The organism is Vibrio sp. Vb339 (genome assembly GCF_902751245.1).
Classification (GTDB): Bacteria; Pseudomonadota; Gammaproteobacteria; order Enterobacterales; family Vibrionaceae; genus Vibrio; species Vibrio coralliirubri.
Map to the genome: position 1 here is coordinate 466,309 of NZ_CADDIS010000002.1, position 24,353 is coordinate 490,661.

Below are 24,353 nucleotides of genomic sequence, written 5' to 3' on the forward strand. Positions count from 1 at the left end.
CATTGTCCATCAGTGTCCACATGATTTCTGTACCTGCTGAAGAGGTTGTTTCCTCTAGAGTGACGTATCTGCCCGAAAGTGGCGGAAGCTTAGGCCGTTCTCCGTCATGTGATATTGCGCTGCCCGATCAATCAAAATGGATCTCTAGAACTCACTGTCAGCTCTACCCGACAGATCGAGGTTACGTGATTAAAGACATCAGTAACAACGGCGTATCGCTAAACGACAAGTCTTTGGCAAAAGAGAAAGAGTACGTCATTACCGACGGCGACATCATCAAACTTGGTGGCTATACACTGCTGATTAGCTTATTGAGTGACCCAAAAGTCAACGCGGCCAATAACACCACACAGGATGACACTTTTATTGAACCTTTTAACTTAAAGCTTGATGACAGCGATACTGACTTTTTAGATGACTCACCAGAAGTTGCAGTCGTTCAGAAGACCTCGAATTTCTCTTCAAAGAATGTTCTGAGTGACGACCCCTTCTCATCTGACCCATTTGAAGATTTAGACGATGACAAAGTCATACCAAACATTGAAGTAGACGAAATCTCTCACGCCGATAACAACACACTCTCTTCTGCAGAGTTAGAATATCTGCCCGTCAATGTTGAGAACAATACTCGCATTGAAGAGTCGATCGACAAACTCATCACGCTGACCGAAAAGAACCAACAATACTTACAGAATCCTCAGCTTCAACAAAAAGCGCTGTTCGACGCCCTAGAACAAACCGTTGATCAGTTCTTAAATGAGTTCGCACCAAAGCAGCTTGAGAGCCAATTTAGTGAGTATGTCAGTAGCGGCATTTTTACCAATAAAGATAAAAAGTATTGGAAGATTTACCGAAAGCATTTTCAACACCGTCAAGACAACGGAGATTTCAGACGCCAATTCAAAGCGTTGTTTATGGAGAACATGCAAAAGCAAAGTGAGGAAAGAGAATGAAACGTCTCATACTCTTATCTCTTTGTGTATTGATCACAGCATGTTCTTCATCAGATCCAACTCCTGTTGTCACTCAATATTCGTTGACCGTTAAAGCTGATGCGACCGTCAACCAATACAATGATGACCAAGCGAACCCTGTTGTGGTTAGGCTTTACCAACTCACGGATCAACAGCTGTTCAAACAGCTGCCGTTTATTGATTTGTACAACAATGACTTGCAGTTATTGGCGGCAAACTTAGTTTCAAAACAGGTGTTACCGATAGTACTGCCTAACTCAGAGCAAAAGCTGACGTTAGACATCAACAAAAACACGCAATACATTGCAGCTCTGGTCGAATTCGCGGATTACCAGAATGGCACAACCAAGACCGTTTTGATTATGCCTTCCGATCCAGAGCAAACCTTAGAGTTAACGATTACAGGGAAGAAAGCAGAGTTAGCCGTGATACAGCCTGACTCGAGCTGGTGGCAAATCTTTTAATAAAAAAGCCAATATATAAAAATAATAGAAAAGGATTTTACGTGGACGCTTTCAAAAAAGTAGTGTGGCAAGAAGGGATGTTTATTGCCCCTCAGCACTTTCAGCAGCAAGATCGCTATGTGCAAAACTACATTCGTCAGAACATTGAAACACTGGCTGGTTTTGCCCCTTTCTTTGGCATCACTGAGCTAGTGCTTAACCACGATCTCTTAAAGATCGGTAAGCTATCTATACCGAGCTGTTCAGGTGTGTTCCCCGATGGAACCCAATTCAACCTCAAACAAGAGATTGTTGTCGATATTCCGCAAGGCACCATTGAAACCATCGTCTACCTTGCTCTGCCAATCTCTTTGCAAGGCAATAATGACTACAGCGAAGATGGTCAAGAACAGAGTCGTTACATCACCCGTTCAATCAATGTATTCGATACTTCTACCTCCGAAAACGCCAGTGTAGAAGTCGATGTAGCTCAACTGAATATCGGGCTCAAATTCGCGGGAGAAGACACCTCTGGTTTTACCCTCATTCCAGTGGCTAAGATTTTAGAAATCAGCGACTCAGACGAAGTCATGCTTGATAGAGCCTTCATCCCTGCTTGCTTGCATTACGGTGCTTCAACCCTACTCAGCGAACGAGTCAAAGAGATCCACGCGCTGGTAAGCAACCGAGCTCAAAACCTTTTAAAACGCATTGAAGCTGGCCAAGGTCAAAAAAGCCCTCAGTCTATGATGCAAGATTTTCTATGGCTACAAACTCTCAACGCCTGGCTACCGTGGTTTGAGTTGACCATCAGCAACACCAAATACCCGACCCATGAACTGTATTCAAAACTAAAACAATTTGAAGCTCAAGTCATGGCGTTAACACCAGCGATTCCAGGTGAGTGTCAGCCTTTAAAATATGACAAGCTCTATGACAACTTTAACCCGCTGTTTTCGAGCCTACGAAACCTACTCACGCTGGTTCAACAAGATTCAGTCATCGAGTTCAAATGGGATATTTCTCTGTTTGAGAAACGTCGTCTACTTCGCACCTTAATCAAAGACCCAAGCAGCGTTTATAACCGTCGCTTCGTTCTAAGTGTTAAATCCGACATCAGCAGTACAGAGCTTAATGAGTTGTTCCCTATTTCGGCTAAGTTAAGCAGTAACAACAAGATCGTAGAACTAGTAAGAAGCTCGCTTTCTGGTATCTCATTAACACCGCTTCCGATTGCACCAAGCGAGCTTAAGCCGATGCAAGGCGTCGCTTATTTCGAAGTGGATACTAAGGATCGCAATTGGTTAGACATGCTAGACACACGTGACGCGATTGCCCTTCACGTTGATGCGCGCATTCCTGCTCTCGAAGTCGTTCTATACGCGTTGAGATAATGGCTATGGATTATTTAGACGAAGAAACACTGGTCATCGATAAAGCATCAAAAGGCTCTGCTAACACAGAGTCTGATCAGGCATTATCTAAATTGGTTGCGGTGCACTCCACCAGCACTCAAGAAGAGTTTCTGCGTCATTTTGATAAGGCAGAGAATCAACTGATCAACATCAGCAGTGATTTACTGACTAAAACACTCAAGATATCCACACTGTCTGAACCCGAAGATCTCACGGTCTTTCGTGAACAATTTATTCAAGGCATCAACGACATAAAAGCTCAAGCAACCGAGCTCACTTACCCTATCGCGGTGATCGATAAGCTGTGCTTTTTATACGCTGTAGTCATTGATGAATTCATCATCTACACCGAGTGGGGAGAGAAACGCGGCTGGGAAAACAAAACCCTGCTTAGCGAACTGTTTGGCATGCGTAATGGTGGCGAACTGTTCTTCTCTGTTGCAGAAAAAGCCGCAAGACAACCCCACAAGCTGATAGACCTTTTAGAGATCATCTACCTATTTATCAATATCGGATTCAAAGGCCAATATCGTGAAGGCGGCGCTGAACAGTTAAAAGCATTTGTTCACCAGCTAGAACAAACCATCAGCCAATATCGCTCGGCTAGCGGTGTGCATTGTCGTACTAAAGTAAAACTCCCAGAAGTAAGGAAACCGACTAGGCGTAAACGTTACTTCATCACTAGCCTGTTTTTCTTCTGTTTAATCGCCACCAGCATTGGCTTAACTGAATTTTGGTACACCAAGACCCACGAGCAAAGAGCGCGTGATTTCACATTCTTGCCAAGCTTTAGCGAACGTTACGTCTTATCGGGCGAAATCAAAGACATCGTATTCATCAGCGATGATAAAGACTTGGTAAATCCACCTCGTCACGCCAGCAAAGCGGACGCAATAGAAGCATCACAAACCAACGACTTTACGCCAAGTACAGCAAATTGGTTGGTTCAACTCGCCACCTTCTCAAGTAAGAAAAACGCCGAAGCTTTCATCAAGAACCTATCACCTTCAGCTTATGAGCCGATTATCTCTCCTTACAAGAAGTACTACCGAGTGATACTAAGAACAAACACCTCAGAAGAAGCGAGAAGCACCAAGGCGTGGTATGTCGAAAACGACCAAATAAACGCCATTATCGTTCGCACTTCTGCACACGAGTTAAACAAGGAAGAGTCTAACTGATTATGCCGGATGCCAAATCAAACAAGTCAGGCAATGTAAAAAAAACAGTAGGCATTTCTGCCCTAGCCTCTGTCGCCTTTTTTACCGTCGCTTCTAGCGTCATTCTGCTAACACCTCTCAACGCTTATTTGGTGTGGGCGCTGGCCACTATCGCCATTATATCCACGCTTATCGGCTTCATTTGTTACTGGGTGCTGATCAAACGCAGCGCAAAATCACAAGAAGAGTCATTAGATAAAGAATTGATTCAAAAGCGACAAAAGCAACTAGCCAGTCATTTCAAACGAATGATCAGTGGGCAGAAACGTAAAACTCGCTTAACCAGCCGTTACGACCAGCCAATCTATCTACTGCTAAGTCAGAACCCGAATAAAGACAAAAGCATCATCACTCAAATGGGCTATGAAGCGTATAAGCTCGATGACTTCGGCAATGATATTGAATTCCCAATCCTGTTTTGGGTCAGTGAGCACTCGATTTTGGTTTCTATCAGTATGGGAGAAGACCAACACCCTGAGTACCTGAAAACGCTATGTCAGTCGTTAACTGCGTGGCGACCAAGACAAGCAGCCAATGGCTTATTGCTTACCACCGATGTTTCCTCGTTATTAGAAAACAATGAGCAAATTACACAGCAAGCTGATGAGCTTAAATCGACTATTAAGACTTTTAATCAAGCATTTGGGGTCAGCTTACCGATTTATAATGTTGTCTCGAATATGGGTAGCATCAGCGACTTTTGTCAGTTCTTCTCAGCGTTTGATGAATCCAAAAGAGACGAAGTGTTTGGTGCCACCGCGCCTTACTCTAAACACGGTGGGATCGATGCAGACTGGTTTAACGATGAGTATGATCACTTAATCAGCGAGCTGATTGCTAATATGAGCAATGCGCTTGCCGGACAACTCAATCAAGATTATCGCAACTCCATAGCCAGTGCCCCTTTCCAGTTTGGATTATTAAAGCAGAATCTTTGGTTGTTCCTCAATCGTTTATACAGAGGAGAACAACTTAGTGATGCTCTGCAATTCCGCGGCTTTTACTTCACGCATGATGGACAAAGTTCAGCGCAGTCAGATTTATTGGCGAGCGCTGTTTCTTACTCAGTAGGTCACGAGCATTATCAACAAAACGAGCAAATCCCGGTTAACCAAACCTTATTTGCTCAATACCTAATGACTCACGTGATCCTATCGGAACATGAGCTGGTCGGCGTCAACAAACGCAAAGAGAACACTCTGCTCGTTAACCAAGTCGTTTTCACCCTATCTTGGATTGCCTTGCTCGCCGCAGTGTTGCTGGTGATTAAGTTTGATTTTGATTTCCAGAATCAACGTGAAACCAGAGCGGATATCATGCTTGAGCGTTATAAAGAGGCGATATCGGCATCGCCTTATGACATCGAGAATATGGCTGATAATATCCCCAACCTATTCTCACTGCAGCGTATCTATAACCTCTACAAGCAGCCAGAGCCTTGGTACAGCCTGCCGTTTATGCCAAATCCGAGCATAAAGGAAGAAGTCGAAGAAGCCTATTTCACCGAGCTACAACAAGTCCTGATTCCTTCTATGGAAAACACGCTAGAGAAAGACCTGTTTGTGTATGTAAACCTTGAGGATCAATCTCAGACGCTATCTCTGTTAAACAACTATCGTCTGTTGTTTAGCAAAGACAGAACCAACGTCCAAGAGCTCAAGAACTACTACATTCGCACGCTCCAAGACCAAGGCGAAGCAGATAGCGTCAACATCGCTCAGCTTGACGTACTGCTCAATGACATCTTTGCTCGTAACCTGACGCCAGTAAAATCGAATCATGATTTAGAAAGTCTAGCGAAGAAAGTCATCACGCAAACGGGCATTGAAACCCTGCTGTACGAACACATTCAGAGTTCTACGGCCTATGCTAAGCGCGTCGATATTCGCGGTGAGCTAGGTGACAATTTCGGCTCAGTGCTTCAGTTTTCACCGAGTTACGCTGGCTACTTGGTTCCGTATATCTTTACCCCGACGGGGTTTAACCAACTCGATTTATCGGTGAATTCCCCTACTCTAAAATCCGCTTTACAGTCTTATGAAGGCGTCGCAGGGGCTTACCCTAGCGCACTGGAGCTGCATCGAATCAGTCGAGAGTTAAAGCAAACTTACCAGAATGATTACATCAACTATTGGCGTGATTTAGTTCGTAATGTCGAAGTCAAAGAAGTGGCTAATCCTACACAACTGAAAAGCGCATTAACGAGCCTGTCGGAAGCAAGCAATAACCCGTTAGTCAGCTTGTACTCGACGATCGCTAAATACACCTATGTTGAGCTTGAAATCCCTGTAAAGGATGACAAGCAACAAGATCCTGCGAGTATGCCGATTCAAGACCCTGATAAAAAAGAATCCGCTCGTCAGATATCACTCAGTTTCCAAGCCTACAAAAAGCAAGTTACAGCTAACGACCAAGGTAAGAAGCCAATCGACAACCTGCTTACTGCGTTTATCAACGCTAAAAAGTGGGGAGACAAGTTTTACGAAACCAAAGAGCCGCAAAAGGTTGCCTTTGATACGCTGTCTGTCACTCTGCAAGCCGGTAACCCTATAGCGTCACTATCGAGCCTATCCAACAGTCATTTAGCGGTCGCTGAAGAGCTGGTTAACAAGGTGGTACACCAAAGTAATGAAACGGTGATGTCACTGGCTCACGACTACTTAAACACGGCGTGGTCGAACGAAATTTATCAACCTTATCAACAGCGCTTGGCCGCTTTTTATCCGTTCAATCGAAAGTCTAAAACGGACGTCAGTGTGGCGGATGTCAAAGCCTTCTTCGTTACGAATGGCATAGTCGACAAGTTCTCTCAAAATCGCCTAAATGGATTCGTTAAAGATAGTGACGAAGCGCCTTATTTACCGGGACTATTGCCGGGTACAGGTTTATCGATTACGCCAGAGGTTTGGACAATGATGGACAAAGCCGGCGATATAAAGAGTGCCCTATTCTTAGCTGACCCATCGAACATCCTGATCAATTTCCAATTGAAAGCGGTCGATATGACGCCAAACATCACGGAGTTTTCGATCATTTCGGATAAGCCAATCTTTACCTATCGTCATGGGCCGACGTTATGGAGCCAGCAATCATGGCAAGGTGACGCGAAGTTTATCGAAAAACTAGGTATTCAGCTTAATGCGCAGGACTCTACAATTGGCCAGAACACAGTAAAAGGCACATGGAGTTGGTTCCGTTTATTCGAACCAAACGTGAACTTTACGTCTGCACAAGACACTCAGGTGGAGTTTGTTTACGGCGACAGCAAGGTGAAGTTAACAATCAAGACTCAGGGTCAATCGAACCCGTTTGTTCCTGGCTTCTTCTCTGGATTCTCTCTGCCAAGTGGTATCTGATAACGCATTTTCAAACAGCTCGTCTTGTCCATCAAGGCGAGCTCAACCTTTTGAGGATAATGTATCTTCAAACAGAGAAGACGTGAAAGGACATGTGAAAGATGAAAAGCTTCGACAAGCGTTTAAAGCTCATGGCTACACTAATCTCACTCGCTTAAGTCCACGAGTTTTCAGAGCCCAACACCCTAGTTGGGGACTGGTGACCATCAAATATGCTAAAGAGCTCAAGCACCGCCACTTTTTAAAACAAGAGGCGGAGTTTCTTCATTCCGATACAAGCTCCTTTACAAGTTCCGGCACAAACGATATTTGGCCTACATATTGTGATTACTTTTCGATTCATCAGACTGACTGCCTCGTTCTTTCTCACTTGAGTGGTAACACACTGCTGGAAATTCAAAACAGATCAAATATCAATGCCGATATGCCCTCTCAATGGATTAGCACTTTAGAATCAGCCATCAACCGAATCCATACTCTTGGTTTTGTTCATGGAGATATTAAGCCATCCAATATCGTGCTCAGCCCACAAGGACAAGCCCAACTCATCGACTTTGGCTCCGTCACTAAAATACGGACTGAACGTACTGCGCTTCGCTTTGAAAGCTACACACCTCGATATTCAAGGCATCAATCAGTCACAAACAAGCTGGATGATTGGTTCGCACTTGCCGTCATATTAGAAGAACTATTAGATGCTGCGGCACTGCCAAGTCGATATCAGGTTCTACTGAAACAGCATAGATAAGCCCGATATTCGGCATCGCGTGTTTTCCCCTGTAGCAAGTTCACGATAGATTTAAAAAGCTAATTGAACGACTGAGTAACTCTGAATGATTCAGTGTTAGCAAACGAGAACCTGAACTATTCAACCTTGATCGCACTACGACACAATCCATTTGGTTATTCTTTGTCAAATAACGATTAATATATAAAATATCTATTAATAAAAAGGCGTACCATTATTTTGTTAGATTCCAGAATCAACAATTAACCCTCCTAAAATCATGCGTTTCCGCCAAATTCCACTACGCTTTATTAATATAAAACATAGCAATCTGATTAAATTTTTTAGGGACGAAAAATGAATCAAATTACGACAGATAAACCGATCATTCTGGTTGTTGATGACATTCCGGACAACATACATACCCTCTCAGGGATCCTGAACGACGACTTTAAAATTAAGGCTGCGACATCCGGAGAAAAAGCGCTAAAAATTGCTTCTACTCACCCAAAGCCTCATCTCATTCTTCTCGATATCATGATGCCTGTGATGGACGGTTATGAAGTATGCCGCCGACTTAAAAGTAACCCTGTCACTTCTGACATCCCCGTTATCTTTGTGACAGCTAAGACGGATGTGGTCGACGAACAGAAAGGCTTTGAACTCGGCGCTGTTGATTACATCACTAAACCAGTCAGCCCCCCTATCGTGAAAGCTCGCGTTGTCACACATATCTCCTTGTATGACCAAAACTTGGCACTGTCTCGCAAGGTAAGACAGAGAACGGAAGCCCTCGCCATGAGTCGATTGGAGATAATCCGCAAGCTCGGCCGCGCCGCTGAATACAAGGATAATGAAACCGGAATGCACGTTGTAAGAATGAGTTACTACTCAAAGATTCTGGCTCAGCAGTTAGACGTCAGTGAAGAGTGGGTAGAGTTGTTATTCCAAGCAGCTCCAATGCACGATATTGGCAAAATCGGTATTCCTGACTGCATATTAGGTAAACCTGGCAAGCTTGATGCGGATGAATGGGCAATCATGCAAACACACGTAACGATTGGCGGGGATATTATCGGAGACAACGACTCTAAATTGCTAAAACTCGCCCAAGAGATCGCTCTTTATCACCATGAGAAATGGGATGGCAGCGGCTACCCTCATACGCTATCAGGCGAAGACATCCCTCTAAGTGCACGTATTGTTGCAATAGCAGATGTATTCGATGCCCTCACCAGCGAACGCCCATACAAGAAAGCTTGGCCGATTGAAAAAGCGATTGAGTTAATACAAGAGCAAGCTGGCCATCACTTTGATCCTAACTTGGTTCCTATTTTCATTAGTAAGCTCGATGAAATGCTCACTATCAAAGACTCTTTTACTGATGAACAAGAACACTAAGTTCGCTGGTACTTTATCAATACAGGCACTTTATGAATACTGTTTCAAGATTTGCTACTGATTCGAAATTAATCTTAACCTCTTTTCTGGTCGCAGCCATTGTGGTGTTTTCTGTCGCGGTAGGCGCTTGGATCAATCTCAACGATCGCTTCATCGGCGTTGAACAATACGCTTCCAGTACCCGATTATTGACCTCGCTCGATAAGCTCCGCGTTTATGAGTTGTCTTTTAGTAACGACTACAGCGAACAAGTCATCTCTAGCTTTGATCAAGAAGCAGAACAAACCGTGGTTCTAGCCAATGATTATGCCGACCAGTATGCAACGTCCCTTCCTATCAATTTACTCACAGAATATTTGGTTCAATTCAAGCAATATGTCGACATTGTTGAGTTGAACCAATCAACTCGAACGCTTATGGACGAGCGCTCCAATGCCGCGACAGAGTTATTGCGAGAGATGAGGGATCTACACAATCAAGCGTTCAATCAAAACAATCAGAAAATTCGCGGTCTACGACTAAACAGCGAAGAACTGACCAACGTCGCACTAAAAACCAGTCAACTTGCTACTCTCGCTGTTAACATACAAAACCTTGAAAAAGAGTATTTACTCGACGGCAACCTAAAGACTCACTCGTTAGTCAAACTTGAGATGCAAAAGGCTTCACGGCTCATTTCAGAGTTGCAAGAGCAGATTTTGGATGACAAAGGACAACAACTTTTAGAGGTTGTAGATAAGGCAAAAAATCGCTATTACACCAACTTAGTTCAGCTGCAAGGCATACCGGCGTCTTCGAAAAAGTTAAGAGCACCCCTTATCAATCAAGTCACCCTTAGTGGCTCTGAATTCTCACGCTCAGTTAGCTTGCTCTATCAAACCAAACAGAGCCAAGTCGCGGAACTGAGTCATCTCGTTTCTCAATCTCAAGCAGAGCTATCTTCCCAATTGCTCATAGGGCAAGACCTACTGGCGATTCGCACGCTATTAAGCCGTTCAAATCGATTCAACCGAGATTTTCTGCTCGCAAATTCAAAGGAACAGAAGCTCATCGCCGACAAAGTGTCACATGTGATTAATGAGATGCAATCCAAATCTAGCAACGCGCAACGACTTATTACCCTGTATGCGCCAAACGTAAAAATCACTGCCTTTGACGAGCATATCAGTGTTTACGAGTCGCAATTTATGGAGTTAGTCAGTTCACAAATGCGAGGTCACCAACTACTCAACGCGATGGATGAGAGCTTCTTAGAATTTCGAGATTTCGTCTCTCAACGTCACCTTTCAGAAAGCGTCAATGTAAAAGACTCTTCTAGCGTGACGTTCCATTTAGCCATAGGTGGTGTGATTTTCTTCGTCATTATCTTGTTAATGGGCTTGCTCGCCAGTAAAGCACACTCAGCCTTAGAAGCATTCGCGCAAAGTCTAGCTGCAGCAAGGGATGAAGCAGATGCCGCAAACCAAGCAAAATCCGATTTCTTAGCCAACATGAGCCACGAAATTCGTACACCAATGAATGCCATCATCGGCATGAGTTACCTGGCATTAAAAACAGATTTGACCAAGGCACAACGTAACTACATCCATAAAGTGAAGCTCTCTTCCGATACCCTACTCGGCCTAATCAATGACATTCTCGATTTCTCGAAAATTGAAGCCGGAAAACTCGACATTGAGAAAGTGGACTTCCAACTTGAAAATGTACTCGACAATATTACTAACTTGGTTGGCTTACGAGCCTCAGAACGCGACCTAGAACTGCTCATTCAAGTCGACAGAGACGTGCCGACTAACCTGATTGGGGATCCGTTAAGAATTGGGCAAATATTGATTAATCTAAGTAACAATGCTGTCAAATTCACAGAGAAAGGCGAAGTGAAAATCGCTATCTCGGTTGCAGAAAGAGAAGGCGATGACATCAAGCTGAACTTTGCCGTCTCAGACAGTGGGATTGGTATGACGCAAGAGCAAGCCGCCAAGTTATTCAACAAGTTCACTCAGGCTGATAGCTCAACCACACGAAAATACGGTGGTACGGGCTTAGGCCTCGCCATTAGTAAAGAACTGAGCCAACTGATGGGAGGCGATATTCATGTCTCAACGGAGCTTGGTAAAGGCTCTACCTTTTCATTTACGATTGCCACTCGCGTCAGTCATTCTATCCAGCAGCATCGCGTGGTGGTGCCTGCATCAATTAACGACTTGAAAGTGTTGGTCGTCGATGACAACTCCAGCGCACGCTTGATCATGGGTGATATTCTAGAGTCGTTGAAGCTAACGCCAACACTAAGTTCATCGGTCGATGACGCTCTTGTTGAGTTACATACCGCTGACGCTCAGAACAAGCCATTTGATTTGGTTATCTCCGACTGGAAGATGCCTAAGCGAGATGGCGTAGACTTATTAGCAGAGCTCAACAATGGGCAGCAGCTAAACACAATACCTAAGATCATGATGCTGACCGCTTACGATCGAGAAGAGCTTGCTGAAGCGATTGAACAAAGAAACTTTAAAGTACCGAGTATTCTAGACAAACCAATCACCTCCTCTCACCTTTATGACTCTATTGTCTCACTCTATGGGCTCGACTCAGACCGTGTCTCACGCAGTGAACTTGAGCAACAAACTCAGTTAGCCAACGTCCAGCAACTAGCGGGAGCCAAGTTACTCCTAGTTGAAGATAATGAGATCAACCAAGAACTCGCGACTGAGCTATTAGAAGGACAGCAAATTCAGGTTTCGATAGCCGAAAATGGCAAGCTAGCGATCGAACTTTACCAACAAGCCATTGCAGACGGACAACCGTTCGATGGTATTTTGATGGATTGCCAAATGCCAGTAATGGACGGCTATGAAGCAACAGAGTACATCCGTCAGCAGATCAACGATCAAGATATACCGATCATCGCGATGACAGCTAATGTCATGGAGCGAGACAAGGAAAAGGCGCTCGATTGTGGTATGAGTGACATTATTGCTAAACCTATCGATGTCGGTTCCATGTTTGCCACTCTTGCGAATTGGGTCTCACCTTCTCGTCCTGTTGCGTTTGTTGATCCAATATCACATCAAGCAGAATCAGTGAACTCTAGCTCTAACGAGTCAGAAGACAACAGTGCCTTTAATGAAGCGCTTTCCAAAGTTGAAGGTCTAGACATTACTCTTGGCTTAATCAGAGCCAACAATAATCACCAACTGTATAGCAAGCTATTGCATCGATTTGTCGAGGCCTACTCTGACAAAGATAAGCTTGAAAGCGAGCTAACAGTCGGCAGCGCACCACGCTATCTTCATACACTGAAAGGGGTGGCTGGTAATTTGGGGGCGAAACAACTGCACACGTTGTGTGAAAACCTAGAAGCACAGCCAGATGATGCCGATTTAAAAAACAGTGTGATCGACACATCGCTTAAACTAAGCAAATCACTAAGCCAATCATTTACGGAAGCCTTGTCTCAAATTGAAGTATCGAAAGATTCAGTAGCGACCAATTCTGCGAAGTCAGAAGAGAGCTCTGAACAGCAGCAACAATCGACTACTGATCATCAACTCTACCGCCAATTATTGGAGGCGACGGCCAATGATGACACCGATGCGCTCACCATAATTCTTAACATTGAAGATGGCGCTAAGATTGGATTATCCCCTTCAGAATTCAAACGACTCGAAGTTTCGTTGGAAGAGTTTGATTTTGACAAGGCAACTGAGATCTTAAAAGGATCGACCTTGTCTGGTTAACCGTCTGACAAATAAAGGAATTCGTTACAAAAATTCCAAATTTTATAGAGAGCCTGACATGGCTCTCTTTTTTTCACCTTCGCACAACACGTCACCGTGAACTTTATGAACAATATTAATCCAATGTTCTTTATTCTCAATATCACCGCATTACAGACATTCCATTAACACACCGTTAACTTTAGCTTCATCTGCTAAGCAATATTCTACTCATCTGTTTAGTAGCTGGAAATAAAACATAAGTTTCTCTCCATTGAAGAGATCCCCTACATAAGGAACGTGAACCATGTTCAAGGCACTGAAACCTACTCTTGCGGCTTCTATCATCGCAGCAACCTTTTCTTTCAACACTTTTGCTGCTGACGTAGAAAAAATCCACTTCCTAATCCCTGGCGGCGCTGGTGGCGGTTGGGATATGACAGCTCGTGGTACGGGTGATGTATTGGTGAAATCAGACATCGTAGAAAATGTATCTTTCCAAAACCTGTCTGGTGGCGGTGGCGGTAAAGCGATTGCTCACCTAATCGAAACGGCACAACGCCAAGAAGACACGCTAATGGTGAACTCAACGCCTATCGTTGTTCGTTCACTAACAGGTATCTTCCCACAATCTTTCCGTGACCTAACTCCGGTAGCAGCAACCATTGCCGATTACGGTGCAATCGTCGCGTCTGCGGATTCTAAATACGACACTTGGGAAGACGTCGTTAAAGAGTTCGAAACCAACCCACGTAAAGTTAAGATTGCTGGCGGTTCAGCTCGTGGCAGCATGGACCACCTTGTGGTAGCTGCAGCGTTCAAAGGCGAAGGTTTTGATGCGAAGAAAGTGCGTTACATTGCCTATGATGCTGGTGGTAAAGCGATGGCGGCACTGCTTTCTGGCGAAACACAGCTGCTTTCAACTGGCCTTGGTGAAGTACTAGAGATGTCTAAGTCTGGCCAAGTAAAAGTGCTTGCTGTAACGGCTCCAAAGCGTCTTGACGCTGCGCCTAACATCCCAACACTGACGGAATACGGCAACGAGACAGTATTTGCTAACTGGCGTGGTTTCTTCGCGGCACCGGGTACAAGCCAAGCAAAAATCGACGAGTGGAACGAAGCTCTTGGCAAAATGTACAAAACCGATGAGTGGCAAGTGGTTCGTGACCGTAACGGTTGGATCGACAACTACAAAGCTGACAAAGATTTTTACGCCTTCCTAGAAGACCAAGAAAAACAGATGGGCGACCTAATGCGTGAGCTTGGCTTCTTGAAGTAACCAACAACCAGAGAGGGTCTATGTGCCCTCTTACTCTTTCCTGTTTCGCCGTACATGAGTTAACTAAAACTCCTTTGTTTATTCGTAGTGTATTGCTAAAGCTTGCTGATTCGTTGTAGAGGCAAGTGGCTTAACCAAGTCATGTAATTCGCTCACCTTTGGTTAGTGATCCCAGACATTCTTCATTAACTCGCTCATGTACGGCTTTTTTTACTTTTTATACCACCCCAAATGGAGTTGGATATGTCGGACTTACCAACCAAATTTCTGAGTAAGGAATCTTTGCTTTCGAAGGATCGCATCGGAGCCATGATCTTTATGCTGGCGTGCTTGTGCTACGGCTACCAAACCACGCTGATTCCTTTGTTTCCCGGTGACGAGTACGAACCCTTCACAGCAAGAACCTTACCTACCTTGTTGACGTTTATCGGCATTGGCCTTTCGTTGATCCTGCTAATAACAGGACAACCGGATAAGAAAGTCACATGTGACACAACGCCGCTGAACTGGAAACTGCTGATTGGCTTCTTGGTGTTAATGGCACTGTACGGTGTTGGGCTGACTTATCTTGGCTTTGTTTTAGCAACCAGCTTCTTCTTACTTGCAGGCTTTTACCTACTGGGTGAGCGCCGCAAAGCAGTTTTATTTGGCGCGTCGTTCCCTTTCGTTATCGCGTTCTTTCTTTTATTAACTCAAGGCTTAGATATCTACCTAGAGCCTGGTTTAATCTTCACTCTTTGGTAGGGATAACATTATGTTAGACGGAATTTTACAAGGACTTTCTACCGCTGTGATGCCAATGAACATCATGATGGTAATTGTGGGCTGTTTCGTTGGCACCTTCATCGGTATGCTACCGGGGTTAGGTCCAATTTCAGCAATCGCGTTGATGATCCCTATTACATACGGCCTTGACCCATCTTCTGGCCTAATCTTGATGGCTGGTGTGTATTACGGCGCTGTATTTGGTGGCTCAACGTCATCCATCTTAATCAATGCTCCGGGTTGTTCTTCAACGGTAGTAACCGCGTTTGACGGCTACCCAATGGCTCAAAAAGGTCAAGCAGGTAAAGCACTTGCTCTCGCGGCTTACTCTTCTTTCACTGGCGGTACGCTTTCAGCAATCATGCTTTTGATTGCAGCTCCGGCTCTGGCAAGCGTGTCACTGAGCTTCCAGTCTTCAGACTACTTTGCATTGATGCTATTAGGTTTGTCCGCTGTAGCGGCGTTTGCAGGCCCAGGTCAGGTAATTAAAGCGTGGATGATGACTATTCTTGGTTTAATGCTATCAACCGTAGGTATCGACAAAGGGGTTGGCGTTGAACGTTTCACTTTTGGCCTAACGGATCTGATGGATGGCTTCAGCTTCCTATTATTAGCGATGGCAACATTCGCACTGGGTGAAACCTTGATGGGTATTCTTAAGCCAGAGCAAGATACCAGCGCAGAAGAAAGCCAAAAGATGTCTGATATTGGTAGCATGAAAGTCACCAAAGAAGAGTTCAAAGAAGTGGCGCCAGTTTCGATCCGCTCTTCTATTCTCGGTTTCTTTACCGGTGTTCTACCGGGCGCAGGAGCCACTATTGCGGCATTCCTAAGTTACGGTATGGAGCGTAGCCTAGCGCCAAAAGACAAACAGAAAGAGTTCGGTAAAGGCAGCATTCGTGGTCTTGTTGCACCTGAATCAGCAAACAACGCAGCTTCAAGTGGCTCATTCGTTCCGCTACTAACGCTGGGTATTCCGGGCTCTGGTACAACTGCGATTATGCTTGGTGCATTGATTGCCTACGGTATTCAACCAGGTCCTCGCTTGTTCGTTGAACACCCAGATGTATTTTGGTCAGTCATCATCTCTATGTACTTTGGCAACATCGTACTGGTTATCTTGAACCTGCCTTTAATCCCTTATATTTCTAAACTGCTAGCGGTACCTAGAACGGTTCTACTGCCAATGATTATCTTCTTCTCAATCACTGGCGTGTACTTGGTGTCATTCAACACGATGGACGTATTTGTGATGCTACTGGTAGCGATGGCAGCGATAGCATTAAGGCTAGCCAACTTCCCATTGGCACCATTACTGTTAGGCTTCATATTGGGCGGCTTGATGGAAGAGAACTTAAGACGTGCATTGATGATCAGTGATGGTGAGCTGAACTTCTTATGGGAACGCCCTATTACGATGACCTTCACTATTCTGGCGGTACTGGTGCTGTCTAGCCCGATTCTAGTGAAACTATTTAAGAGTTTTAGAGCGAAGCCAGTAGAAGTGTAAAGCTCTACCGAATCAACTAAACCTCAACGAAAGGAGCCATTGGCTCCTTTTTTCATTTAGAGCCTCAATTCAAACCAGCGGTTAAAGATGGTAGCAAACTCACAAACCTATCTTTACAACACACATCGCGCTGATATTCATAACAAATTCAAGTAAGGTAACCAGTTAGTTAACGTATTGGATTCTAAAACTATGGATTGGTTGATTCTGTTCTTATCAGGGGTGATTGGCGGTGTGCTTAACTCCATTGCGGGTGGCGGTAGCTTCATCACCTTCCCTGCTCTATTGTTTGCTGGGGTTCCACCAATAGCAGCCAACGCGACCAATACCTTTGCTTCGTGTGCTGGGTACATTAGCGGAGCCTACGCTCTGCGCCACGAAATTCAATCTGGTACTAAGCAGCTAAAACTGACTATAGCTTTATGTGTCATTGGCGGTGGTATCGGGGCTTTCTTGCTGCTTCACACACCAGAAGCTCTGTTTACTCAATCCGTTCCTTGGCTGCTGCTGTTTGCAGCTTTGCTATTCACGTTTGGCGGCACGCTCAATAAATGGCTTAAACAAGCTACAGCAAAACATAAGCACGCCACCAGCGCAGGCGCATTCTTTTCCGCTTTATTGCTTTTGATTGTCTGTATCTACGGTGGGTATTTTAATGCAGGTTTGGGGATTGTGACATTGAGCTATTTGGCGCTGGCCGGTTACACCAACATCAACGTGATGAATGGCATCAAACTGCTCGTGTCCGCGTGTGCTTCCCTAGCAGCGATCGTGTTTTTTATCGTCAATGGTTCGATTGATTGGCCGTCTGGCATGGCTGTATTATTGGGTACATTGGTTGGTGGTTATTATTCAGCAAAAATCTCTCGCCGCATCCCTCAACCATATATTCGTACCACAGTGATCATCGCGAGCTTTTTGATCACCGCTTACTTTTTCTATGCTAACTAGGTTTTATACTAAGTAGGTTCTATACCAACTAGATTCTATGTTAAGTGAGTTCTGTGCCAACTCGGTTTTAAGCTAACTAGACATTCGGTCAATAAGGCTTGTAACTGGAAAGATAAAGCAAAAAGACTACGCCGTCCTCATACCTATTTCGCTATTTTATTGCTTATAAAATAGCCAAGCCAAAATATGTGAGACGAGTCTTTCAATTAGCAAATTTGATAACAATTTAGACTGTTTTTTAGCCTTTATTTTGCCAAAGGTGGGATAATTCTCCTGTCGAAAGTGAGACTTCATTAGGAGGCGTTATGAACACTAAACTCGGTCATGTCATGTCATCAAGTCGACTCATTTGCTTTGTCGCTTTTCTTGCTGCCACATTCGCGTGGATTCTAAAAATGCCCGCTCTGTTTTCTGTGTCAGCGCTATTCTTACTGGTCAGTGCGATCGTTTATGTCACCGATATTTGGAAGAATCAAAGAAAGAACCGCGAAGCTTAGCCATTTACGGTTTAAATCGAACGAACTAAAAAAGGAGCTCATAGGCTCCTTTTGTGTTTTTCGCTTATCTAATTAGGCGTACTAATCGCCGACGCCTTATTTAACGACGGTCCTTTCTAGCGACGCCTTCTTGTTAACGACGGAAGTTACGACCGTTACCGCCGCGGCGCTCTTTAAATGCAGACGCAGCTTTAGCTTGAGAAGCGTGGATAGACTCAACCGTTAGTTCCATTGGCTCACGAGGCTCTAGCCCATGGCGGAATGTACGTGAACGCGGAGGCATCTGGTATTCAATGTCCGATGCTTTAGGCATGCGCTTGAAACGGTAAAGGTAGAAGTTTTCAACCTTCTCACGAGCCCATTCGGTTTTCTTCAGGTATTTAACTGCGCTTGCCACTGTAGGTTTAGTGTTAAAGCAGTTCATACGCATTGCCGCATCTAAAATTTCCCAACCATAGTGATCCACTAATTCAGTGATCATGGTTTCAAGCTTTAAGCCGTGTAGCGGGTTATTTTGTTGCAGTTCGATTCTTTCTTCTTCAGTCATAACAATACCTTTTTCAAGGCAACTAAAGGCCTTGAATTTACTCTAGAACACCGTCATCACTGACCATTTCTAGCTCAATCACTTGGGCATTACATCCATTGCCCTTATTTATGCCTTTATGATGGCATAAAGCATACTCGTTATCCTATTTATCTTTGAAATTAATTTCGAATTGGTCACTTAACACCCTACCTTAGCTCGCTATACAGACTAAGCACATTCTGCAAACAAACCTTCACCCCAAAGGTTATGAAACTGGTTCAACTTAACAAAACCTACGGTAACCGTATGCAAAAACCATATATTTAGTGATGACATTAAAGTTTTTCAGTACGCAGTATTACATTTTAATAACACAGTGCTATGGTTTTATTGAATATCGAAACGGTAAAAAACTCGATTAAACAATGACATAATTATAATTAAAGGTTGGCTTGCCACATGTTTGACTACTCCCATTTCAGTAGAGCAGCGGCCCAAGACAAAGACATCGTCGCCATAGTCGATGACCTCTTCCAGCTAGCTCGTGAACACTACCCCATATTATCTCGGCTATCCGTGGTGCTATGCAGTGAAAATAAAGCATCGAATTATTTTGTATCAGATTCACTGTGCCAAAACGCCAAGCATCACTACATCGAACAGGAGATCAAACCCAACTCTGCTTTGAGTCGTCTGGCTGAATCATTGGAAACAAGAATTGTTGATGACCTCTCTTTGATGAATCCGACTAAGCAAATCTCTCATCTGCTCGAGCTTGGTCACCAAAGTAGCTACACCACTCCAATCCACTACCAAGAGAGTAACCTTGGGTTCGTTTTCATCAACGCATCATGCACTGACTTTTTTGCTAAGCAGACAATACAAAGCGACATCGCGTACCTCACTCAAGCGATTTCGAACCTGTTTGTGCAACTCTTCGAACGTCAGAGACATTTTCAGTCCTCATTAGCGATCGCCCTCAATATGGGGCACGCTCGCGATCCTGAAACTAAAGAGCACCTGATTCGCATGGGAAAATACAGCGAGCAGCTGGCACGTACGCTTTCGCATAGTAACAATGAGATTACCCACCAATTCGTTCACCGCATTCGCTTGTATGCCCCGTTTCACGATATTGGTAAGTACCGAATCCCAGACAAAGTGCTCTTCAGTACTGAGCGTTTTTCGGAAGAAGAAAGAAACATCATGAACAATCACACGATATATGGCGAAGAGATGATTGATGACGTGGTTGCCCTTTCCCACCACAGCTCAATGTGCGGCGAAGAAGTTCAGTTCATCAAGAATATTGTACGTCACCATCATGAACGGTTTGATGGCTCGGGATTGCCAGATGCGCTCATTGGAGAAGCGATTCCACTGGAGGCAAGAATTGTCACGCTAGCAGATGTGTTCGATGCTTTACTGAGTAAACGAGCTTACAAACACGCATGGTCAGCATCTAAGGTAATGGACTACATTGAAGCGCATACTGGGCTGATGTTTGATCCAGAGTGTGTGTCTGCTCTGAAGCAAAACCTAGAATACTTCATGTCGATACGAGAGCAATACAGTGATGTGCAAAGTCCACAAGCTGCGCTCGCTTAACGGGTTGTATTAAATTTACTTTACTTGACTCTCTTGCAGAACCAACAAAAAAGGATGCCAATCGGCATCCTTTTGTTTTCTAGTTTACAGCTGATAAGAACAACAAGGTTCTAAACTGATTCTAACTAACGATTATACGTCGTAAGTTGTAGAAGCAGTGTCGCCGCCTGTACCAGTCCAGTTTGTGTGGAAGAATTCACCACGTGGACGGTCAGTACGCTCGTAAGTGTGAGCACCGAAGTAGTCACGTTGAGCTTGAAGCAGGTTCGCTGGTAGACGTGCAGTTGTGTAACCGTCTAGGAAAGATAGCGCAGAAATCGTACATGGCATTGGGATACCAGACTCTAGAGATTTCGCTGCTACTTTACGCCATGCAACTAGGCTGCCTTGTAGGATGTTTTTGAAGTACTCGTCAGAACCTAGGAACGCGATGTCTGGGTTTGCTTCGTACGCATCACGGATGTTGCCTAGGAATGCAGAACGGATGATACAACCACCACGCCACATTAGCGCTACGTTACCGTAGTTTAGGTCCCAGCCGTTTTCGTTCGACGCTTCACGCATTAGCATGAAACCTTGAGCGTAAGAGATGATCTTAGAAGCCAGTAGAGCTTGACGTAGTGCATCAACCCACTCTTGCTTGTCGCCTTCAACTGGAGTGATTGTCTTCTCAAACAAAGCTTCAGCTTCAACACGTTGGTCTTTAAGGGCAGACAGGCAACGAGAGAATACAGACTCAGAGATTAGAGTTAGCGGGATACCTAGGTCTAGTGCGTTGATACCCGTCCACTTACCCGTACCTTTTTGGCCTGCAGTGTCTAGGATCTTCTCAACTAGCGCTTCTCCGTCTTCATCTTTGTAGCCAAGGATGTCAGCAGTGATTTCAACTAGGTAGCTGTCTAGCTCAGTCTTGTTCCAGTCAGCGAATACTGCTTGCATCTCGTCAGCAGACATACCTAGGCCATCTTTCATGAACTGGTATGCTTCAGTGATAAGCTGCATGTCACCGTATTCGATGCCGTTGTGTACCATCTTAACGAAGTGACCAGCACCGTCGTTACCAACCCAGTCACAACAAGGCTCACCAGCGTCAGTTTTTGCAGAGATACCTTGGAAGATTGGCTTAACCGCTTCCCAAGCTTCAGCCGCGCCGCCTGGCATGATTGAAGGACCGAAACGAGCACCTTCTTCACCACCAGATACACCAGTACCGATGAAGTGGATGCCTTTCTCACGACAATGCGCTACACGACGGTTAGTGTCTGGGTAGTTAGTGTTACCACCATCAATGATGATGTCGCCTTCGTCTAGAAGTGGGATTAGGTTTTCGATGAACGTGTCTACAACGTCACCAGCACGAACCATAAGCATCACTTTACGTGGCGCTTCTAGTTTCTCAACTAGCTCTTCTAGAGAGTAAGCACCAACAATGTTAGTACCTTTAGCTGGGCCTTCTAGGAACTCGTCTACTTTAGCAGCAGTACGGTTATGAGCCACAACTTTGAAGCCGTGGTCGTTCATGTTTAGGATAAGGTTCTGACCCATTACTGCTAGGCCAATTACACCGATATCACCTTTCATTATTTTATCTCCTTGCGGCTATTCGCACTTATGCGATAGCACTTGCTGCATTTGAATCTAGGAACCACTCTGTTTCGCCAGTTTTAGACTGGATTTTCGCTGCCGGGTAAGGCAGTTCTGAAGCAGGAGTTGTATGAATTTCTTTAACGATCTCAACTTTACCTGCACCCAGTACTAGGTAGCTGATTCGTTTTGCTGCTTCTAAAACTTTCGCTGTTTTAGAAACACGGATTTGACCAGACTCAGGGTGAGAAGCTAATACAGATAGGTTCTCATCTTGGTAGTTAGTTGCACCCGGGAATAGTGAAGCTGTGTGGCCGTCTGCGCCAACACCAAGCAGAATCCAATCGAATACAGGCGTGCCGTTTTCTGTTGGGATTACGTCTGCCATCTCTTTTGCGAAACGCTCTGCTTCTGCTTTTGGTTCATCTTCACCACGGATGCGGTGGATGTTTTCAGCAGGAAGGTTTACTTGAGTAAACAACAATGCATTCGCTTCACCGAAGTTGCTTTCAGCATCGTCTGGTGCAACGCAACGTTCGTCGCCCCACCAGAAGTGAAGGTTATTCCATTGAATACCTTCGGCGTAAGGCGCCTGTGCTAAAAGCTTGAAAAGCATTTTTGGCGTGCTGCCACCAGACAGTGAAATGTGAACAGGTGTGCCCTGCTCGCTGTATGCTTTCATTTCATTTGCTAGGTTTTCAACAACCAGTTCAGGCGTTGCAAAGATCTTGTGATTGATCATAGTTCGCAGTAATCCGTGTCTGTTAAGTTTTTGCATGGGAAACGCCATGCGCGGCCATCACGTTGCAGAAGTTCATCTGCTTCCTGTGGGCCCCAAGTACCACAAGCATAGCCAAACAGTGCTTGAGGATCTTGCTTGAAGTCTAAGATTGGTTGAACGTACTTCCAACACGCTTCTACAGCATCGGTACGTGCAAACAGAGTTGCATCACCGTTCAGTGCATCAAGAAGAAGACGCTCATAAGCCGTCAGCATCTGAGTTTCAGGCAAGTCAGAGTAAGAGAAGTTCATTTTCACTTCTTTTGCTTTGAAGCCTGCACCTGGCTCTTTCAAACCAAAGCTCATCTGAATACCTTCGTCCGGTTGGATACGGATAATCAGCTTGTTCTCTGGTGCATCTTGACCAAATACTGGGTGTGGCGTGTTCTTAAAGTGAATCACGATTTCAGTCACACGTGTTGGTAAGCGTTTACCTGTACGTACGTAGAAAGGAACACCATTCCAACGCCAGTTATTGATGTGAGCTTTCAAGCCGATGTAAGTCTCGGTACGAGAGTCATCCGCTACACCATGCTCTTCACGGTAACCTAGTAGGTGCTGACCACGAACATCTGATGCTGTGTACTGACCTAATACTAAGTCTTTACGCAGATCATCTTCTTCTAATGGTTTCAGACACTGAAGCACTTTAACCACTTCATCACGAATAGAATCAGCGTTAATTTGTGCAGGCGGCTCCATACCTACCATCGCTAGCACTTGCAGCAGGTGGTTTTGGAACATGTCGCGAACTGCGCCAGAACCGTCATAGTATCCGCCACGCTCTTCAACGCCAAGGAACTCAGCACCTGTGATTTCAACGTATTCAATGAAGTTACGGTTCCACAGTGGTTCAAACATCGCGTTTGAGAAACGAAGCACTAGAAGGTTTTGAACCGTCTCTTTACCAAGGTAATGGTCGATACGGTAGATCTGGTGTTCTTGGAAGTGATGATGGATCTCTTCATCCAACGCTTGAGCTGATGCTAAGTCGTAACCAAATGGCTTCTCGATGATCAGACGACGCCAGCCGTTCGATTCATCGTTAAGGCCATGCGCAGCAAGGTTTGCTGGAATCACACCGTATAGGCTTGGCGGGGTTGCCAAGTAGAACAGTGTGTTATGGTTTTCGAATTGGTAGTCTTGCTCAAGCTTGTCTAGACGTTGTGCTAAACGAGCATAATCGTCTACATCTGAAGTGTTGATCGCTTGGTAATGCAGATGTTCAATGAATGCATTCAGCGTCTCAGGTTCAGTTTTTTCCATTTCCTGAAGAGACTTCTTCAGCTTCTCACGGTAAGACTCATCGCTGTACTCAGTACGGCTCACTCCAAGAATCGCAAAGGATTCTGGTAGTTGATTGCTAGCATACAGGTGGTACAAAGCAGGAATTAACTTGCGGTAAGTTAGATCTCCCGACGCACCAAAAATAACGATGCTGCTGTTTTCAGGTATTACCATCATCTTTCCTATAAAAACAAGGTTTTTAGTATTCGCCAAAGGTATCAGCGACATACGAAAATAGATAATAGGTCTTAACTATTACATCAATAGTAAGCACCTATTAAATTTGAGAATGCGTTTGGTAAACGAGG

Annotated in this window: 18 protein-coding genes; 14 read left to right on the plus strand and 4 right to left on the minus strand. The window is 44.7% G+C overall.

The features are described 5' to 3' along the window. Window positions 1-2: 2 nt before the first annotated feature. The 13 genes from HRQ85_RS10900 (at window position 3) to HRQ85_RS10960 (ending at window position 18,257) form a co-directional block, all read left to right on the plus strand. Window positions 3-953 carry an FHA domain-containing protein gene (locus HRQ85_RS10900; protein ID WP_172379600.1) on the plus strand — a complete coding sequence of 317 codons (951 nt, stop codon included), beginning with the start codon at window positions 3-5 and terminating at the stop codon, window positions 951-953. Then, a complete protein-coding gene (tssJ, locus tag HRQ85_RS10905; protein WP_121603180.1) occupies window positions 950-1,438 on the plus strand; it encodes a type VI secretion system lipoprotein TssJ in 489 nt (162 codons plus the stop codon). The genes HRQ85_RS10900 and tssJ overlap by 4 nt, the downstream gene beginning before the upstream one ends. Window positions 1,439-1,479: 41 nt before the next feature. Beyond that, window positions 1,480-2,811 carry a type VI secretion system baseplate subunit TssK gene (gene tssK / locus HRQ85_RS10910; protein WP_172379601.1) on the plus strand — a complete coding sequence of 444 codons (1,332 nt, stop codon included), beginning with the start codon at window positions 1,480-1,482 and terminating at the stop codon, window positions 2,809-2,811. A 5-nt stretch (window positions 2,812-2,816) separates the two neighbouring features. Further along, on the plus strand, window positions 2,817-4,013 hold the full coding sequence (gene icmH, locus HRQ85_RS10915; RefSeq protein ID WP_050646564.1) for a type IVB secretion system protein IcmH/DotU: 1,197 nt from the start codon (window positions 2,817-2,819) through the stop codon (window positions 4,011-4,013). 2 nt (window positions 4,014-4,015) lie between these two features. Next, on the plus strand, window positions 4,016-7,408 hold the full coding sequence (gene tssM, locus HRQ85_RS10920) for a type VI secretion system membrane subunit TssM (protein WP_172379602.1): 3,393 nt from the start codon (window positions 4,016-4,018) through the stop codon (window positions 7,406-7,408). Window positions 7,409-7,490: 82 nt separating this feature from the next. After that, entirely contained in the window at window positions 7,491-8,156 is a 666-nt protein-coding gene (locus tag HRQ85_RS10925; protein WP_048606923.1) for a protein kinase domain-containing protein, read from the plus strand. A 336-nt stretch (window positions 8,157-8,492) separates the two neighbouring features. Continuing rightward, entirely contained in the window at window positions 8,493-9,536 is a 1,044-nt protein-coding gene (locus HRQ85_RS10930) for a response regulator (RefSeq protein WP_172379603.1), read from the plus strand. Between the two features lie 32 nt (window positions 9,537-9,568). Then, window positions 9,569-13,276, plus strand: coding sequence for a response regulator (locus tag HRQ85_RS10935; RefSeq protein WP_172379604.1), 3,708 nt, complete (start codon window positions 9,569-9,571; stop codon window positions 13,274-13,276). Window positions 13,277-13,562: 286 nt separating this feature from the next. After that, the gene (locus HRQ85_RS10940; RefSeq protein WP_048615086.1) at window positions 13,563-14,534 is read left to right on the plus strand and encodes a tripartite tricarboxylate transporter substrate binding protein; all 972 of its coding nucleotides are present in this window, start codon (window positions 13,563-13,565) and stop codon (window positions 14,532-14,534) included. Window positions 14,535-14,777: 243 nt separating this feature from the next. Beyond that, a complete protein-coding gene (locus tag HRQ85_RS10945) occupies window positions 14,778-15,278 on the plus strand; it encodes a tripartite tricarboxylate transporter TctB family protein (RefSeq protein WP_041472791.1) in 501 nt (166 codons plus the stop codon). Window positions 15,279-15,288: 10 nt separating this feature from the next. Then, window positions 15,289-16,809 (plus strand): tripartite tricarboxylate transporter permease, encoded by a 1,521-nt coding sequence (locus tag HRQ85_RS10950; RefSeq protein ID WP_012603793.1) that lies wholly within the window; start codon window positions 15,289-15,291, stop codon window positions 16,807-16,809. 192 nt (window positions 16,810-17,001) lie between these two features. Beyond that, window positions 17,002-17,760, plus strand: a complete 759-nt coding sequence (locus tag HRQ85_RS10955) for a sulfite exporter TauE/SafE family protein (RefSeq protein ID WP_172379605.1) — start codon at window positions 17,002-17,004, stop codon at window positions 17,758-17,760. A 305-nt stretch (window positions 17,761-18,065) separates the two neighbouring features. Continuing rightward, the gene (locus tag HRQ85_RS10960) at window positions 18,066-18,257 is read left to right on the plus strand and encodes a hypothetical protein (RefSeq protein ID WP_086774597.1); all 192 of its coding nucleotides are present in this window, start codon (window positions 18,066-18,068) and stop codon (window positions 18,255-18,257) included. 133 nt (window positions 18,258-18,390) lie between these two features. Here the strand turns inward: HRQ85_RS10960 and HRQ85_RS10965 are convergent, their stop codons facing one another. Next, on the minus strand, window positions 18,391-18,804 hold the full coding sequence (locus HRQ85_RS10965; protein WP_010438513.1) for a VF530 family protein: 414 nt from the start codon (window positions 18,802-18,804) through the stop codon (window positions 18,391-18,393). A 429-nt stretch (window positions 18,805-19,233) separates the two neighbouring features. On the opposite strand from HRQ85_RS10965, the gene HRQ85_RS10970 reads away from it, so the two are divergent. After that, complete coding sequence (locus tag HRQ85_RS10970) at window positions 19,234-20,394, plus strand: HD-GYP domain-containing protein (protein ID WP_172379606.1); 1,161 nt, start codon at window positions 19,234-19,236, stop codon at window positions 20,392-20,394. Window positions 20,395-20,526: 132 nt separating this feature from the next. On the opposite strand, the gene gnd is transcribed toward HRQ85_RS10970, so the two are convergent. From gnd to zwf, 3 genes are read right to left on the minus strand one after another with little or no spacing between them, the layout of a single operon-like run. Then, entirely contained in the window at window positions 20,527-21,975 is a 1,449-nt protein-coding gene (gnd, locus tag HRQ85_RS10975; RefSeq protein ID WP_017059712.1) for a decarboxylating NADP(+)-dependent phosphogluconate dehydrogenase, read from the minus strand. Between the two features lie 28 nt (window positions 21,976-22,003). Further along, window positions 22,004-22,720 carry a 6-phosphogluconolactonase gene (gene pgl, locus HRQ85_RS10980; protein WP_048606936.1) on the minus strand — a complete coding sequence of 239 codons (717 nt, stop codon included), beginning with the start codon at window positions 22,718-22,720 and terminating at the stop codon, window positions 22,004-22,006. After that, window positions 22,717-24,219 (minus strand): glucose-6-phosphate dehydrogenase, encoded by a 1,503-nt coding sequence (zwf, locus tag HRQ85_RS10985; protein ID WP_017059714.1) that lies wholly within the window; start codon window positions 24,217-24,219, stop codon window positions 22,717-22,719. Before zwf ends, pgl begins: the two co-directional genes overlap by 4 nt. Window positions 24,220-24,353 lie beyond the last annotated feature (134 nt).

Bases quoted from the DNA above. Each gene is read 5' to 3' on its own strand.
- tssJ (WP_121603180.1), top strand. From the start codon at position 950: ATGAAACGTCTCATACTCTTATCTCTTTGTGTATTGATCACAGCATGT.
- icmH (WP_050646564.1), top strand. From the start codon at position 2,817: ATGGATTATTTAGACGAAGAAACACTGGTCATCGATAAAGCATCAAAA.
- tssM (WP_172379602.1), top strand. From the start codon at position 4,016: ATGCCGGATGCCAAATCAAACAAGTCAGGCAATGTAAAAAAAACAGTA.
- HRQ85_RS10930 (WP_172379603.1), top strand. From the start codon at position 8,493: ATGAATCAAATTACGACAGATAAACCGATCATTCTGGTTGTTGATGAC.
- HRQ85_RS10935 (WP_172379604.1), top strand. From the start codon at position 9,569: ATGAATACTGTTTCAAGATTTGCTACTGATTCGAAATTAATCTTAACC.
- HRQ85_RS10940 (WP_048615086.1), top strand. From the start codon at position 13,563: ATGTTCAAGGCACTGAAACCTACTCTTGCGGCTTCTATCATCGCAGCA.
- HRQ85_RS10945 (WP_041472791.1), top strand. From the start codon at position 14,778: ATGTCGGACTTACCAACCAAATTTCTGAGTAAGGAATCTTTGCTTTCG.
- HRQ85_RS10950 (WP_012603793.1), top strand. From the start codon at position 15,289: ATGTTAGACGGAATTTTACAAGGACTTTCTACCGCTGTGATGCCAATG.
- HRQ85_RS10955 (WP_172379605.1), top strand. From the start codon at position 17,002: ATGGATTGGTTGATTCTGTTCTTATCAGGGGTGATTGGCGGTGTGCTT.
- HRQ85_RS10960 (WP_086774597.1), top strand. From the start codon at position 18,066: ATGAACACTAAACTCGGTCATGTCATGTCATCAAGTCGACTCATTTGC.
- HRQ85_RS10965 (WP_010438513.1), bottom strand. From the start codon at position 18,804: ATGACTGAAGAAGAAAGAATCGAACTGCAACAAAATAACCCGCTACAC.
- gnd (WP_017059712.1), bottom strand. From the start codon at position 21,975: ATGAAAGGTGATATCGGTGTAATTGGCCTAGCAGTAATGGGTCAGAAC.
- pgl (WP_048606936.1), bottom strand. From the start codon at position 22,720: ATGATCAATCACAAGATCTTTGCAACGCCTGAACTGGTTGTTGAAAAC.
- zwf (WP_017059714.1), bottom strand. From the start codon at position 24,219: ATGGTAATACCTGAAAACAGCAGCATCGTTATTTTTGGTGCGTCGGGA.